Annotated in this window: 13 protein-coding genes; 5 read left to right on the forward strand and 8 right to left on the reverse strand. The window is 65.6% G+C overall.

The genetic code is table 11. From position 1 onward, the window contains the following. The first annotated feature begins 3 nt into the window (after positions 1–3). The 4 genes from mutL to CLG96_RS13280 all read left to right on the forward strand — a co-directional run bounded on the left by mutL (position 4) and on the right by CLG96_RS13280 (position 4,730). Positions 4–1,782, forward strand: a complete 1,779-nt coding sequence (gene mutL, locus CLG96_RS13265) for a DNA mismatch repair endonuclease MutL (protein WP_107968439.1) — start codon at positions 4–6, stop codon at positions 1,780–1,782. 419 nt (positions 1,783–2,201) lie between these two features. Beyond that, positions 2,202–2,486 carry a response regulator transcription factor gene (locus tag CLG96_RS19330; protein ID WP_107968779.1) on the forward strand — a complete coding sequence of 95 codons (285 nt, stop codon included), beginning with the start codon at positions 2,202–2,204 and terminating at the stop codon, positions 2,484–2,486. 433 nt (positions 2,487–2,919) lie between these two features. Beyond that, on the forward strand, positions 2,920–3,345 hold the full coding sequence (locus tag CLG96_RS13275) for an energy transducer TonB family protein (protein WP_165799645.1): 426 nt from the start codon (positions 2,920–2,922) through the stop codon (positions 3,343–3,345). 101 nt (positions 3,346–3,446) lie between these two features. Beyond that, complete coding sequence (locus CLG96_RS13280; RefSeq protein WP_107968441.1) at positions 3,447–4,730, forward strand: aspartyl/asparaginyl beta-hydroxylase domain-containing protein; 1,284 nt, start codon at positions 3,447–3,449, stop codon at positions 4,728–4,730. 55 nt (positions 4,731–4,785) lie between these two features. On the opposite strand, the gene CLG96_RS13285 is transcribed toward CLG96_RS13280, so the two are convergent. The 7 genes from CLG96_RS13285 to miaA form a co-directional block, all read right to left on the reverse strand. Then, the gene (locus tag CLG96_RS13285) at positions 4,786–5,067 is read right to left on the reverse strand and encodes a hypothetical protein (protein WP_107968442.1); all 282 of its coding nucleotides are present in this window, start codon (positions 5,065–5,067) and stop codon (positions 4,786–4,788) included. A 138-nt stretch (positions 5,068–5,205) separates the two neighbouring features. After that, the gene (locus CLG96_RS13290; RefSeq protein WP_107968443.1) at positions 5,206–6,744 is read right to left on the reverse strand and encodes a 2-isopropylmalate synthase; all 1,539 of its coding nucleotides are present in this window, start codon (positions 6,742–6,744) and stop codon (positions 5,206–5,208) included. A 266-nt stretch (positions 6,745–7,010) separates the two neighbouring features. Then, positions 7,011–7,634, reverse strand: a complete 624-nt coding sequence (locus CLG96_RS13295) for a YceI family protein (protein WP_107968444.1) — start codon at positions 7,632–7,634, stop codon at positions 7,011–7,013. Between the two features lie 96 nt (positions 7,635–7,730). Continuing rightward, on the reverse strand, positions 7,731–8,750 hold the full coding sequence (ilvC, locus tag CLG96_RS13300; protein WP_107968445.1) for a ketol-acid reductoisomerase: 1,020 nt from the start codon (positions 8,748–8,750) through the stop codon (positions 7,731–7,733). Positions 8,751–8,861: 111 nt separating this feature from the next. Further along, positions 8,862–9,377, reverse strand: a complete 516-nt coding sequence (gene ilvN, locus CLG96_RS13305; protein ID WP_107968446.1) for an acetolactate synthase small subunit — start codon at positions 9,375–9,377, stop codon at positions 8,862–8,864. 96 nt (positions 9,378–9,473) lie between these two features. Beyond that, positions 9,474–11,234: an acetolactate synthase 3 large subunit gene (locus CLG96_RS13310; RefSeq protein ID WP_107968447.1), complete on the reverse strand. Its 1,761-nt coding sequence runs from the start codon at positions 11,232–11,234 to the stop codon at positions 9,474–9,476. A gap of 80 nt (positions 11,235–11,314) precedes the next feature. Then, a complete protein-coding gene (miaA, locus tag CLG96_RS13315) occupies positions 11,315–12,265 on the reverse strand; it encodes a tRNA (adenosine(37)-N6)-dimethylallyltransferase MiaA (protein WP_107968781.1) in 951 nt (316 codons plus the stop codon). On the opposite strand from miaA, the gene serB reads away from it, so the two are divergent. After that, positions 12,258–13,139, forward strand: a complete 882-nt coding sequence (gene serB, locus CLG96_RS13320; protein ID WP_107968448.1) for a phosphoserine phosphatase SerB — start codon at positions 12,258–12,260, stop codon at positions 13,137–13,139. The two genes, miaA and serB, sit on opposite strands and share 8 nt — an antisense overlap. Before the next feature lie 118 nt (positions 13,140–13,257). Here serB and CLG96_RS13325 read toward each other — a convergent pair whose 3' ends face one another. Next, positions 13,258–14,295: an SPOR domain-containing protein gene (locus CLG96_RS13325; protein ID WP_243395772.1), complete on the reverse strand. Its 1,038-nt coding sequence runs from the start codon at positions 14,293–14,295 to the stop codon at positions 13,258–13,260. Positions 14,296–14,392: the final 97 nt, after the last annotated feature.

Genomic DNA, 14,392 nt, shown 5'->3' on the forward strand with positions numbered 1-14,392 from the left:
GGCATGTCAATACGCAGGCTGCCCGAGCATCTGGTTAATCGCATCGCCGCGGGCGAAGTGGTCGAAAGGCCCGCCAGCGCGCTCAAGGAACTGGTTGAAAATGCGATCGATGCGGGCGCCGAACGGATCGCGGTACGCCTTGCCGGCGGGGGTATATCGGGCATTGAGGTGATCGACGACGGCTGCGGCATGGCGCCCGCCGAAATCGCGCTCGCGCTGGAGCGGCACGCCACCTCCAAGCTGCCCGACGACGCGATCGAGGCCGTCCAGACGCTCGGTTTTCGCGGTGAAGCGCTGCCCTCGATCGCGAGTGTCGCGCGGCTGACCGTCGAGAGCCGGGTGCGCGGCGCGGATGGCTGGCGCCGGACGGTCGACAATGGCCGGCTGGAGGAGGAGGGGCCGGCGGCGCTGCCCCCCGGCACGCGCATCCGGATGGAGGCGCTGTTCGGCAAGGTTCCGGCGCGCGCCAAATTCTTGCGATCCGGGCGGGTGGAATATGCCGCCTGCCTGGATGTGGTGCGGCGGCTCGCCATGGCCCGGCCGGAGATCGGCTTCACGCTGGAGCATGAGGGGCGCCGCGCGCTCGCCGTGCAGCCGGGCGAGACGCGTGCCGAACGGGTGGCGGCGCTGACCGACCGGGCGCTCGCCGAGAATAGCGTGGCGCTGGACTATAGCCGCGAGGATGTCCGGCTCGGCGGCGTGGCGGGGCTGCCCACCTTCAACCGCGGCGTGGCGGACCATCAATATCTGTTCGTCAATGGCCGGCCGGTGAAGGACCGGCTGCTGATCGGTGCGCTTCGGGGCGCCTATCAGGACCTGCTGGCGCGGGACCGGCATCCGGTGGTGGCGCTGTTCATCGAGCTTCCGGGCGATCAGCTCGACGTCAATGTCCATCCCGCCAAGACGGAGGTGCGTTTCCGCGATCCGGGGCTGGTGCGTGGGCTGATCGTGGGCGGCCTGCGCGCGGCGCTCGACGGGGCGGGGCATCGATCGGTGCAGAATGTAGCGGTCGGCTCGCTCGGCAATTGGCGGAGCGAGCCGATCGAGCAGCCGGCCATGACCTATAGCGGGGGTGGAGGCGCGGTCGCGGCGCCCGTCCGTCAAAGCGTGCAGCAAAGCGTGTGGGATCAGCGCCCCGCTTATGCGCCGCCGCCCATGGCGCGGGCCGAGCCGGCGGCGGCCCCCGTGCCCGTTTCGACCCGCCATCCGCTCGGCGTGGCGCGCGGGCAGGTGGCGGCGACCTATATCGTCGCGGAGGCCGAGGATGGGCTGGTGCTGGTCGATCAGCATGCGGCGCATGAAAGGCTGGTGCTGGAACGGATGCGGCGCGCCATGGCCGATGGCGGCGTCGCACGGCAGGCATTGCTGCTGCCCGAGGTGGTGGAGCTGGACGAGCCGGCCTGCGACCGGCTGGAGGCGCGCATCGCCGAGCTGGCCGAGATGGGGCTCGAGCTGGAGCGCTTCGGGCCCAAGGCGATGCTGGTGCGCGCGACCCCGGCGCTGTTGGGGCAGGGCGATGCCAGGGGGCTGGTGACGGACCTGGCCGACGAGCTCGCCGCCTACGACCAGGCCTTGTCGCTCAAGGAGCGGCTGGATCATGTCGCGGCGACCATGGCCTGCCATGGCTCGGTCCGCGCGGGCCGCATCCTTTCGGTCGCGGAGATGAATGCGCTGCTGCGCGAGATGGAAGTGACGCCGCATAGCGGCCAGTGCAACCATGGCCGCCCGACCTGGGTGAAGCTCGGCCATGGCGACATCGAAAAGCTGTTCGGGCGGAAATAGGGGCGGTCGCCGGGCTTGCTATTTCGTGAATCGGGGATGCGGCGCAAGTCGGGTGGAATGTTCGGGACATTCGTCGCCTGTTCCGTTAAATGGAAGGTCAGAAACCGGCCGGATGGGCGCTTATCAGCGATGGCTGTCCACGGATGTGGCGATGCGCCTGCCGATGGAAGTTTGCCTTCTCGATATGTTACAAAATATTACGATCTAAGGCGTAATATTACTTAGGTATTTCTGCATGGTTTTAGCCCGATCGGCGGAAATAGCTCGGCTTTTCACGGGATATTATTTTGAGGGGGCGGTTTGGGCCTGGTTTGTACCGATCTCTTTCCTTCACTTTTCAATAAGTTCGCTTGAACCGAATAATTGGACATGTAATAGATGGCTCTGCCAGCACCCAGGGGGGGATAAGGCAAAAAACCATGGCAGGAAGCCGCGGCCGGCAGCAGCTTCCGACAATAGAGGGGTGTAGGAAATTGACTGCTAGCTCTCTTCCAGATCCGGTTCTGACTCCACGCGAAAGGTCGATCATCAACCTTGTTGCTTCGGGCATGTCGGCCAAGGAGGCCGCGATCAGCCTCGAAATTGCCCCACGTACGGTCGAGAAGCATATCGATCAGGCGAGACTCAAATTGCGGGCCAAGAATCGGACGCATCTCGTCGCCATGGCGCTGAGCGCCGGCATCATCACCGACGCTCGTCTTTGAACGGCGGCGGGGGCAAGTGCCCCGGTCATCAGAAGCAATATTGTTGAAATGCCAGGCGCCCTGAGATCTTCATGATCTCCGGGCGCTCTTAGTGACAGGGCTTTATGTGGGACAGCTTGCTGTAAGTTCCTGAACCTCGTCTCGCCATCATGGCCGAGAATAGCGTCCGCGCGATGGCCATATATGTTATGGTCGCTTCGTTCCGGGAAAATTAGAAGGCGCGCGACGGCATCGGCAGCCTGATGTTCGTCGCCCAAATGGATAAGCGGTCGGGACAATCCAGGGCCCGCTTTGGCTGTCGACCCGTCAGGCTTCGGTGACGGGAGTTTGGATCATGCCAGGGAAATCGGGATTGGCGGTGCCACTTGCTGCGGCATGGTTGTTTTTATTCGCGCCATCGACAGCGCAGCCGCCCGGCACGTCGGCGGAGCTCGTGGAGCCCGACCTGGCCAACTGGATAGAGCGGGTGGAAGAGGATCTGGATCGGCATCTCTCCTATCCCAGGCCACTGGGTGGTGCGCCCTATAGCGAGGGCATTGTCCATGTGTCCTTCCTGGGCGGTCCCGATGGCCGGCCGAGTGAGGTGGCGATCCGCAAATCGTCCGGCGCGCGGGATCTGGATGCCGCCGCGATGCGGGCGGTGCGCAAGATCACGACGCTTCATCCCTTGCCTGCGGGCGTATCGGCCGACCAGAAATATGAGGCGGCGATCCTCTTCGCCACGCAGGACGACCGGGAGACGGCGCGCAAGCTGGCCGAGCTGCGGCGCAGGGCGCGGGCAGAGGTGGAGGTTCTGGGGCTGGCCGATCCGGCGGGCGGCGGCGTTCGAGTCGCGCTCGTGCCGATGGATCAGCGATGAGTGGATAGGTAATTTCTTACAGTTATATGACCTGATCATATTTACAGATACATGGGAAGTGCGGCAGCATCGCCTTGTCAGATCGTGGGGGCGACAAGGGAATGGATGGGGAAGTCGTGCGGCTGCTTGCTGCCGCAGGGGCGGCGCAGCGCGCTGGCCAGCTGACTGTTGCGACCCGCCATTATGAGGCGGTGTTGGAGATCGCGCCGGAACAGCCGCAGGCACTCAATTCGCTGGGAATATTGGCGCTGGGCGCCGGAGATGTGGCGCGGGCGGTGGTGCTGACGGCGCGTGCCGCAGAAGCCGATCCTTCCGCCCCGGCACTGTGGCTGAACCTTGCCAAGGCGCAGCGTGCGCTGGGTGACGACGAGGCCGAGCGGGCGAGCTTGGAGCGCGCGCTGAAACTCGATCCCTATATGTTCATGGCGCTCGTGCGGAAGGCGGAACTGCACGAGCGGCTCTCCGAAGATGCGCAGGCGACGCAGATGTGGCAGGCGGCGCTGGCGATGGCACCTTCGCTGGGCCAGATTACCGCGCCATTGGAAGCGTTGCTGGCGCGGGCAAGGAATTTCGTCGAGACGCGAGGGCGACTCTTCGCCACGACGATCAAGGTCGGGCTGACCGAGGCGCGCCGGGAGCTGGATGGAGCCGAACTCCGCCGGTTCGACGCCTGTATCGATCATCTGCTCGGGCGGCGCTCCATCTTCCTCAATCAGTGCGCCGGTCTGCATTTCCCTTTCCTGCCGGCCGACGAATTTTTCGAGCGGCGCCATTTCCCTTGGCTTGGCTCACTGGAAGCGGCGACCGATCGGATCCGGGCCGAGCTGGAACATTTGCTCATGACGGGCGAGAAGGGTTTCGCACCCTATGTCGCCCAGCAGCCTGGCATCGCACCCAACAAATGGAGTGAACTCGACCATTCTACCAAATGGAGCGCTTTTCATCTCTGGCAGTTCGGCTTACGCATCGAAGAGGCCTGCGCGCGTTGTCCGGAGACTGCTACCGCGCTGGATGCTGTTCCACGAAGTCTGCTTCCCGGGCGCGCGCCCAACGCCTTCTTCTCCGTGCTGCGGCCGAGAACGCGCATTCCGCCACATACTGGTGTCACCAACATCCGAGCGGTGATTCATCTGCCGCTGATCGTACCCGAGGGATGCGGCTTCCGCGTTGGCGGGGAAACGCGGCAATGGCGGATGGGCGAGGCTTTCGCCTTCGACGATACGATCGAGCATGAGGCATGGAACGACAGCGACGAGATCCGCGCCGTGCTGATCCTCGACGTGTGGAATCCCCATCTGAGTGAAGCGGAGCGCGCTATGCTGCGTGCCTTCTATGCGACGGCGGATGCCAGCGGGCATAATCCTGAACCGCTTCACTCGCTCTGATGCGCAAAGCTGGCCGGGCAGAAGTGGATGGTTCCGCCCGGGCCCTGATCAAGCCTTAATAGCCATAATGATAATAGCGCTGGCGATAATAGCGGTCGCGATCATGGAGATAGGCGCGGTGGCGCTCCCAGGCATGGCGACGTTCCCAGCGATCCCATCGATCCCAGTCGCGATGGCCGTGGCGGGCATAATAGCGCCGGTCATGATCGCGATCGCGCTGCCAGTCGCGATAGCGATAATCCTCATAACGGTCATGCGCCTCAGCGGGCGCGGCGAGGGGAACGGCCGCGCCGGCAATGGCGGCGGCGGCAAGAATGGCGGAGAACAGGGTACGCATCTCGCTTCATCCTTCTGCTAGCGGGATGCGCAAGATGTTTCCCCCCGTCTGAACCGGCTGTGAGGCCCCCGTTCATCGTGCAGGCAGGTGCGAGAGCCGGCGTTCCTCCCTCTCCCCCGGAGGGGAGAGGGGCAGGATTCAGCCCGCCGCCGCGACGGGCGCGCGGCCGCGCTTCACCAGCAGCTTGTTGAGCGCGTTCACATAGGCGCGCGCGGAGGCGACCATCGTGTCATGATGCGCGCCGCGGCCGCGCGCGGTGCGGCCATCTTCGGAAAGGAGCACCGAAACCTCGGCCTGCGCGTCCGTGCCGCCGGTGATGGCATGGACCTCATAGCGTTCGAGCACCGAGGCATCGTGCGGCACGATCAGGCGGATGGCGTTGAACAGCGCGTCCACGGGGCCGTTGCCGCGCGCCGTGACCGTCTTTTCCTCGCCATCCACCTCCAGCGTCAGGATCGCGCGCTGGGGGCCGTTCGAGCCGCAATAGATTTCGACTTCCCTGACCTGGATACGGTCATGACCGCGCAGCACCTCGTCATCGACCAGCGCGATGATGTCGTCGTCGAAAATCTGCTTCTTGGCGTCGGCCAGCGCCTTGAAGCGGGCGAAGGCGTCCTGGAAGGCATTGTCGCCCAGCGCATAGCCCAGCTCCTCCAGCTTCTGGCGGAAGGCGGCGCGGCCCGAATGCTTGCCCATGACGAGATTGGACGTGTTCACGCCGACGCTCTCGGGCGTCATGATCTCGTAGGTGGAGGCATCCTTGAGCATGCCGTCCTGATGGATGCCGCTTTCATGCGCGAAGGCGTTGGCGCCGACGATCGCCTTGTTGGGCTGCACCTGGAAGCCGGTGACGGCCGAGACGAGGCGCGAGGCGCGGGTGATCTCGGTCGAGACGATGTTGGTGCGCACGGGCATCACATCATGGCGGACCTTGAGCGCCATGGCGATTTCCTCGACCGCGGCATTGCCGGCGCGCTCGCCGATGCCGTTGATCGTCGATTCGACCTGGCGCGCGCCCGCCATCACCGCGGACAGGGTGTTGGCGACGGCGAGGCCCAGATCATTGTGGCAATGGGTGGAGAAGATCGCCTGATCCGCATTGGGCACGCGCGAAATCATGTCGCGGAACATCGCGCCATAGGTTTCGGGCGTGGCATAGCCGACAGTATCGGGTAGGTTGATCGTGCGCGCGCCGGCGCGGATCGCGGTTTCGATCGCGCGGGCGAGGAAATCGGGCTCCGAGCGGGTGGCGTCTTCCGCCGACCATTCGACATCGGGGCAGAGATTGCGCGCGAGGCCGACCGAACGCTCGATCGCCTCCAGCACCTCTTCCGGCGTCTTGTTGAGCTTGACGCGCATATGGAGCGGCGAGGTGGCGATGAAGGTATGGATGCGCGGCGCCACCGCATGGCGCACGGCTTCCCAGGCGCGCTCGATATCCGGCGCGGCGGCGCGGGCGAGGCTGGCGATGGTGGCGCGCTTCGCCTGGCGGGCGACCTCGCTCACCGCCTCGAAATCGCCGGGGCTGGCGATGGCGAATCCGGCCTCGATGATGTCGACGCCGAGCGTTTCGAGCTGGGCTGCGACCTGCAGCTTCTCCTCGAGGTTCATCGAGCAGCCGGGAGACTGCTCGCCATCGCGCAGGGTAGTGTCGAAGATCAGGATAGTATCGGTCACGGTTTCCGCTCCGTTTCGCGGGATTTGCCTGTTCGGGTGGTCGCTAACCCCTTAGGCGCCGTGTCTCAAATGCCCCGAAATGGGCCCAGCCGACATCGCGCGCCTAAGGGCGCGTAAGTCGAAGCAGGAGAAGGCCGCGGTGCGACTGCATGGCACCGCCCATAACGCCATATGCCGGCGGAAGTCCAGCCGTTTGAACCGATTTTCAAATCGAGCGAGGGGTGGGCCCTGTCTTATGCAGATGATAGGCCCACCAGTTCCAGGCGTCAGGCCTGTTTTTCGAAGGCGACGCTGATCTTCAGATCCACCTCGTCGGTGACCAGCGGTATGCCATAGCTGACGCCGAAATCGCTGCGCTTCAGCTTGGTGGTGGCGCTGAAGCCGATCGTGTCCTTCTTGTTGAAGGGGTTGGTTCCCGCGCCGACGAACTGCGCGTCGAGCGTGACGGGCTTGGTGACGCCCTTGATCGTCAGAGTGCCGGCGATCTTCGCGCTGGTGCCGGAGACGGCGACGCTGGTCGACTTGAAGGTCGCGGTCGGGAATTTCTCGACATCGAAAAATTCGGGCTTCTTGAGATGCGTGGTCAGCCCCTCGCTGCTGGTGGCGATGGCGCTCAGCGGGATTTCCACCGAGACGGCAGCCTTGGCGGGATTGGCAGGATCGAGCGTCAGCGTGCCCTTCGGGCTGCCGAACAGGCCGAAATAATCATTGAAGCCGAAATGGCGGACGGTGAAGCCGATCTGCGCATGGCTCGGATCGATGCTGTAGGTGCCTGCCTTCACCAGCGCCGGATCGGCCTTGCCGGGCGCTTCCGTCGGCATATTCTGGGCGATGACGGGAATGGCGACGGCGGTGGTCGCAAGGGCGGCGGCAATCAGCAGGTTGCGCATGGCAGGCTCCGGGGGAAAGAAGGACAGGCGGAAGCTGGGCCCGCCTATCCTTCCTGTCAAACCCCGTTCAGGAAACGGTGCGTTTCCGTAACGGTGTCAATTCTTCGCCTTGTCGACCAGCTTGTTCTTGGCGATCCAGGGCATCATCGCGCGCAGTTCCGCGCCGACCTTCTCGATCGGATGCTCGGCGGCGAGCTTGCGGCTGGCCTTGAGCTCGGGCTGGCCGGCGCGGTTGTCGAGGATGAAGCGCTTGACGAAGCGGCCGGCCTGGATGTCCTCCAGCACGCGCTTCATCTCGGCCTTGGTCTCGGCGGTGATGACGCGCGGGCCGGTGTGGATGTCGCCATATTCGGCGGTGTTCGAGATCGAATAGCGCATGTTGGCGATGCCGCCCTCATACATCAGGTCGACGATCAGCTTCACTTCGTGGAGGCATTCGAAATAGGCCATTTCGGGCGCATAGCCGGCCTCGACCAGCGTTTCGAAACCCGCCTGGATGAGATGGGTGAGGCCGCCGCAGAGCACCGCCTGCTCGCCGAACAGGTCGGTCTCGCACTCTTCCTTGAAGGTCGTTTCGATCACGCCCGAACGGCCGCCGCCGACCGCCGAGGCGTAGGAGAGGGCAACGTCATGCGCATTGCCCGACGCATCCTGCGCGATCGCGATCAGGCAGGGGACGCCGCCGCCCTTCACATATTCGCCGCGCACCGTATGGCCCGGGCCCTTGGGCGCGATCATGAACACGTCGAGATCGGGACGCGGCTCGATCAGGCCGAAATGGACATTGAGGCCATGGGCGAAGGCAAGCGCCGCGCCGGGCTTCAGATTGTCGCGCAGATCATTTTCGTAGATCGCGGCCTGATGCTCGTCGGGCGCGAGGATCATGACGATATCGGCCCAGGCGGCGGCTTCGGCGTTGGAGAGCACCTTGAAGCCGGCCTCCTCGGCCTTCTTCGCGGTGGGCGAGCCGGGGCGCAGCGCGATCGCCACTTCGGACACGCCGCTGTCGCGCAGATTCTGCGCATGGGCATGGCCCTGGCTGCCATAGCCGACGATCGCGACCTTCTTGGTCTTGATCAGGCCGATATCCGCATCGCGATCGTAATAAACCCGCATTTCATTTGGTCCCTGACTATATGGCTGGCTTCGACGGGCTCAGCCTGAATGATGAGTGATGGTGGGAACGCCCGTTCGCTTTGCCTGTCGAGGGGCAGCCACCTGCTTGGTTCAGATCACTTGCCTGCCGCGTGCGATGGCGGCGACGCCCGTGCGCGCCACCTCGACCAGGCCGACCTCGCGCATCAGCTCGAGGAATTTGTCGATCTTCTCGGTACCGCCGGTCACTTCGAAGACGAAGCTGGAGATGGTCGCATCGACCACGCGGGCGCGATAGACCTCGGCCAGGCGCAGGGCCTCGATGCGATGATCGCCCGCGCCCGCGACCTTCACCAGCGCCAGCTCGCGCTCGACATGGGGGCCGAGCTCCGTCAGGTCGATGACCTTGTGGACGGGGACGAGCCGGTCGAGCTGCGCCACCACCTGCTCGATCACGGCGGGTGGGCCCTTGGTGACGATGGTGATGCGGCTGATCGACGCATCCTCCGTCACGTCCGCCACCGTCAGGCTTTCGATATTATAGCCGCGCGCCGAGAACATGCCGGCGATCCGGGCGAGGATGCCTGGCTCGTTCTCGACGGTGACGGCGAGCGTGTGGCGCTCGATGGCTTCGGTCTTGATGTGCATGCCTTAATCTTTCGCGCTCGGGGCCGGGCCGGTCGAAGCGGGCGGAAACGCCCTTCGGCAGGCTCGGCAGAGCGTAGTTGAACGATAATCGAAGGATCAGACCAGCGCTTTGGCCTCGTCGTCCATCTCGCCGGAGACTTCGTTGGCCTGGAGGATCATCTCGGTATGGGCGGCCCCCGATGGGATCATCGGGAAGCAGTTGGCGAGCTTGGCCACGCGGCAATCGACCATTACCGGCCCGTCATAGGCCAGCATCTCGGATATGCCGTCGTCGAGCGCATCGACATTCTCGATGCGCAGCCCCTTCCACCCATAGGCTTCGGCGAGCTTCACAAAATCGGGCAGCGCCTCGCTATAGCTTTCCGAATGGCGGCCCGAATAAGTGAGGTCCTGCCACTGGCGGACCATGCCCATATATTCATTGTTGAGGATGAACACCTTGACCGGCAGGCGATATTGGGTCGCGGTCGACATTTCCTGGATGTTCATCAGGATCGACGCCTCGCCAGCGATATCGATCACCAGCGCATCGGGATTGCCGATCTGCGCGCCGATCGCGGCGGGCAGGCCATAGCCCATCGTGCCGAGGCCGCCCGACGTCAGCCATTTGTTCGGCTGCTCGAAATCGAAATGCTGGGCGGCCCACATCTGATGCTGGCCGACCTCGGTGCTGATGATCGGCTTTCTCGCATGGGTCGCCTCGTACAGCCGCCGGATCGCGTGCTGCGGCATGATCTCCTCGCGCGATTCGGGGAAGGAGAGCGATTTTTTCGCGCGCCATTCATCGATCTGGGCGAACCAGGGCTGGAGATTGGCGGGCGCATGAGCGCGGCCCTTCCACAGCTTGATGATATCTTCCATCGCGCGGCCGACATCGCCGACGATGGGCAGATCGACCCGGACCGTCTTGTTGAGCGAGGACCGATCGATATCGATGTGGATCTTCTTCGATTTCGGGCTGAAGGCATCGAGCCGGCCGGTGACGCGATCGTCGAAGCGCGCGCCGAGCGCCACGATCAGGTCGGCGCGGTTCATCGCCATATTCGCTTCATAGGTGCCGTGCATGCCGAGCATGCCGAGCCACTGGCCCGAGGAGGCAGGGAAAGCGCCCAGGCCCATCAGCGTGGAGGTGACGGGCGCGCCCGTGATGCGGGCGAGCTCGCGCAGCATCTGGCTGGCGCCCGGGCCCGAATTGATGATGCCGCCGCCCGTATAGAGGATCGGGCGTTCGGCCGCCGCGATCATCTCGACCGCCGCCTCGATCAGCGCCGCATCGGGCTTGACCTGCGGGCGATAGCTTTTGTGCTGGCGCGGTGCGCCGGAGGCGGCCGGCTTGCGATAGGTGGCGGTCGCGACCTGGACGTCCTTGGGCAGATCGATCAGCACCGGGCCGGGGCGGCCCGACGTGGCGATATGGAAGGCCTCATGGACGATGTCGGCGAGCTTCGCCGGATCCTTCACCAGATAATTATGCTTGGTGCAGTGACGCGTGATGCCGATTGTGTCGGCTTCCTGAAAGGCATCCGATCCGATCAACGCGGTCGGCACCTGGCCGGTGATGACGACCATCGGGATCGAATCCATCAGCGCATCGGCAATGCCGGTGACGGCATTGGTGGCGCCGGGGCCTGAGGTGACGAGGACGACGCCGGGCTTGCCGGTGGAACGGGCATAGCCCTCCGCCGCGTGCGCGGCCCCCCCTTCCTGGCGGACGAGGATGTGGCGAATCTTCTTCTGGCGGAACAGCGCGTCGTAAATGGGCAGCACCGCGCCGCCCGGATAGCCGAACACGACCTCGACGCCGAGATCGGCCAGCGTCTCGATCAATATGTCCGCACCCGTCCGTTCGGTGACCATGATACTTGCCTTATTCTATCCGCATATGTCGTCGGAGGCTTTTAGCCCCACAGGAGGCTGGTGTCGCTAGAGACAATAAACTAACCTGTCAACGCCTGTTGTTGTAATAAAATTGCTAATTCATCGATGCGCCTTTGATCGACTGCGTCGCGATGGCGCGGCCAGCCTTCCGGCGGCTGATGCGCGAACCAGGTATATTGCCGCTTGGCATAGCGCCGCGTGGCGGTGGCGGCACGGTCGATCATTGTGGTGCGATCCGTCTCGCCGGCAAGCCAGGCGGCGATTTCGGGCACGCCGATCGCGCGCATCACGGGCAGAGCGGGATCGAGCCGGCGGGCGAGCAGCGCCTCCACCTCGGCGATGGCGCCTTCGTCCAGCATGGCGGCGAAGCGAGCGTCGCAGCGCGCATAAAGCCAGTCTCGCGGGGGTAAGAGGATCGTGGGGATCAGCCGTACATGATCGCCGATGCCGCCGCTGCGTTCCTCCTGCCAGGCGGCGAGCGGCCGGCCGGTGGAGCGGATCACCTCGAGCGCGCGAGCGACGCGGCTCGTGTCGGTGGGGCGCAGGCGGGCGGCGGTGGCGGCATCCTCCCGGGCGAGGGCGGCATGCGCTTCCGCCACGGGGAGCGCGCGGACGGCGGCGCGGATATCCGGATCGATTTCGGGCACCGGCGCGATCCCGTCGAGCAGCGTGCGCAGATAGAGGCCGGTGCCGCCGACGAGGATGGGGAGGCGGCCCACATTCTGCGCCTCGATCAGGCTCATGCGGGCGTCGGCGGCCCAGTCCGCGGCGGAACAGGGCGTGGCGCCGTCGCGATAGCCGAACAGGCGATGGGGCGCGCGGGCTTCCTCTTCGGGCGAGGGCCGCGCCGAAAGGATGCGCAGATCGGCGTAAAGCTGCGACGCATCGGCATTGATGATCATGCCGTTCGCCATTTCGGCGAGGCGAAGCGCGAGAGCCGACTTGCCGCTGGCCGTCGGCCCCGCAATAAGCGCCACCGGCGGAAGGCCTGGGGAATTTTTCATGTTCATTGCGACGCTCATAGCATCTGAAAGCCTGGCTGCGGCCGATATCGACATGGCGCGCGACGCCATAGCCGGCGTGGGCGGCGTGCCCGGCGCGGCGCGCTGGATCGATGAGGGCGTGGCGGCGGACCTACCCTTCGGCCGGATCGACGTGGCGGCCGCGCGCGCGGCGCTGGAGGGGCTGCTCCCCTCCGTCGATGTGGTGGTCCAGCCCGAGGCGGGCCGGGCCAAGAAGCTGATCGTGGCGGACATGGATTCGACCATGATCACGATCGAATGTATCGACGAGCTCGCCGATTATGCCGGGATCAAGCCTGAGATCGCCGAGATCACCGAACGGGCGATGCGCGGCGAACTGGATTTCGAGGGCGCGCTCGATGCGCGGGTGGCGCTGCTCAAGGGGCTGGACGCGGCCGTCATCGACCGCTGCCATGCCGAGCGCGTCACGATCATGGCGGGCGCCAAGCCGCTGATCCGCACGATGAAGGCGAAGGGCGCGCGATCCGTGCTCGTATCGGGCGGCTTCACCGCCTTTGCGGATCGGGTGGCGGCAGAAATCGGGTTCGACCGGGCCATTTCCAACCTGCTGGAGCTGGATGCCGGCCGGCTGGCGGGCACGGTGGCGCGGCCGATCGTGGGGGCCGCCACCAAGCGCGAGACGCTGCTTGCCGAAGCGGCCGCGCTGGGGCTGGATCCGTCCCAGACGATGGCGGTAGGCGACGGCGCGAACGATATTCCGATGATCGAGGCGGCGGGGCTGGGCATCGCCTATCATGCCAAGCCCAAAACAGCCGCCGCCGCCGATGCGCGCATCCAGCATGGCGACCTGACCGCATTGCTCTATGCGCAGGGCTATGCGCGCAGGGATTGGGTGGAATGATGGCGATTCCGGGACGGTTCGACCCTTCCGGAGACGCTATCAGCCCGCGCGGCGCTTGAGCGTCACCCACTCTCCGGAAAGGTGAAAGCTTTCCGGAGACGGTATAAAGGTCCCCGGATCAGGGCGCGACGGGGAAGCAGGGGGCCTTGGCGGCGGCGACGGCACGGCAGACGCGCTCGGCCTCCGCCTTGCTGGCGAGGCCGCCCGCCTGGAGACGGTTCATCGTGCCGGCCTTCTGCGTCTGGAAGCTCAGCCCCTTGAGCGCGGCGATCCGGGCGGACAGCCCCGCCCAGGCGTTGCGCGCGCCATCGACGCTGCCGAAGGCGCCGAGCTGCACGCGCCAATCGCCGCCCACCGGGCGCGATGCCGCCTCGACCGCGCGTGCCGGCGCCGGATCGGGCGCGGCGCCCGGTGCTTTCGGGGACGCTGCCGGCCGGACGGCGGCGGGTTCGGGAACGGGCGCGATGACCGATGGGATGACCGGCTGAAGCCGGGGTTGGGGCGCGACCAGGGCGGCGGCCGTCTCGACAGGCGCCGGCGCGGATTGGGGTGCGGGCTGGGGCGGTGTCGCGGCGGCATAGGTGGCGGCGGGCTGCCGTGGCGTAATGGTGGCTTCCAGCGCGATGCCCTGCGCGCGCTGATCGGCGGAGATATGGGTTTCGATCTGGGCGAGGCTGGCCTGCGCCTGGGGCAGGCCGGCGGCGGCGGCGCGGCGCATCAGCGCATAGGCGCGGGGCCAGTCCTTGGGCAGCAGATCGCCGTTGAAATGGGCGGTGCCCATCACATAGAGCGCGCGCGGCTCGCCCCGGGCGGCGGATTTGCGGATCCACTGCATCGCGCCCTCGCGATCGCCCTGGCGGAACATCAGCAGGCCGAGATTATCCTCGGCCTGCTGATGGCCCTGGAGCGCGGCCTTGCGATACCATAGCTGCGCGAGCTTCATGTTCATGGTGACGCCCTGGCCGAGCTTATAGGCCTGGGCGAGATTATATTGGGCCTCGGCATCGCCCGCCTCGGCAGCAGCGCGCCATTCGATCACGGCGCGGGCATGGTCGCCGGCATACCAGGCATCATTGCCCTGCTGCACGCCGGCCCGGGCGGAGGCGCCGATGAGCGCCAGCCCGAGCGCCGCCGCCAATATCGCCCTGTTCCTCACCCTGATCCTTCCCCCGGATTCATCCCCCGGGACATGGCTATATCGCGCCCTCTTGCCCGCCGATATCCCTATTCAGCCGACCGGCTGGCCGCTCTCG

Source organism: Sphingomonas oleivorans, from assembly GCF_003050615.1.
Classification (GTDB): domain Bacteria; phylum Pseudomonadota; class Alphaproteobacteria; order Sphingomonadales; family Sphingomonadaceae; genus Sphingomonas_H; species Sphingomonas_H oleivorans.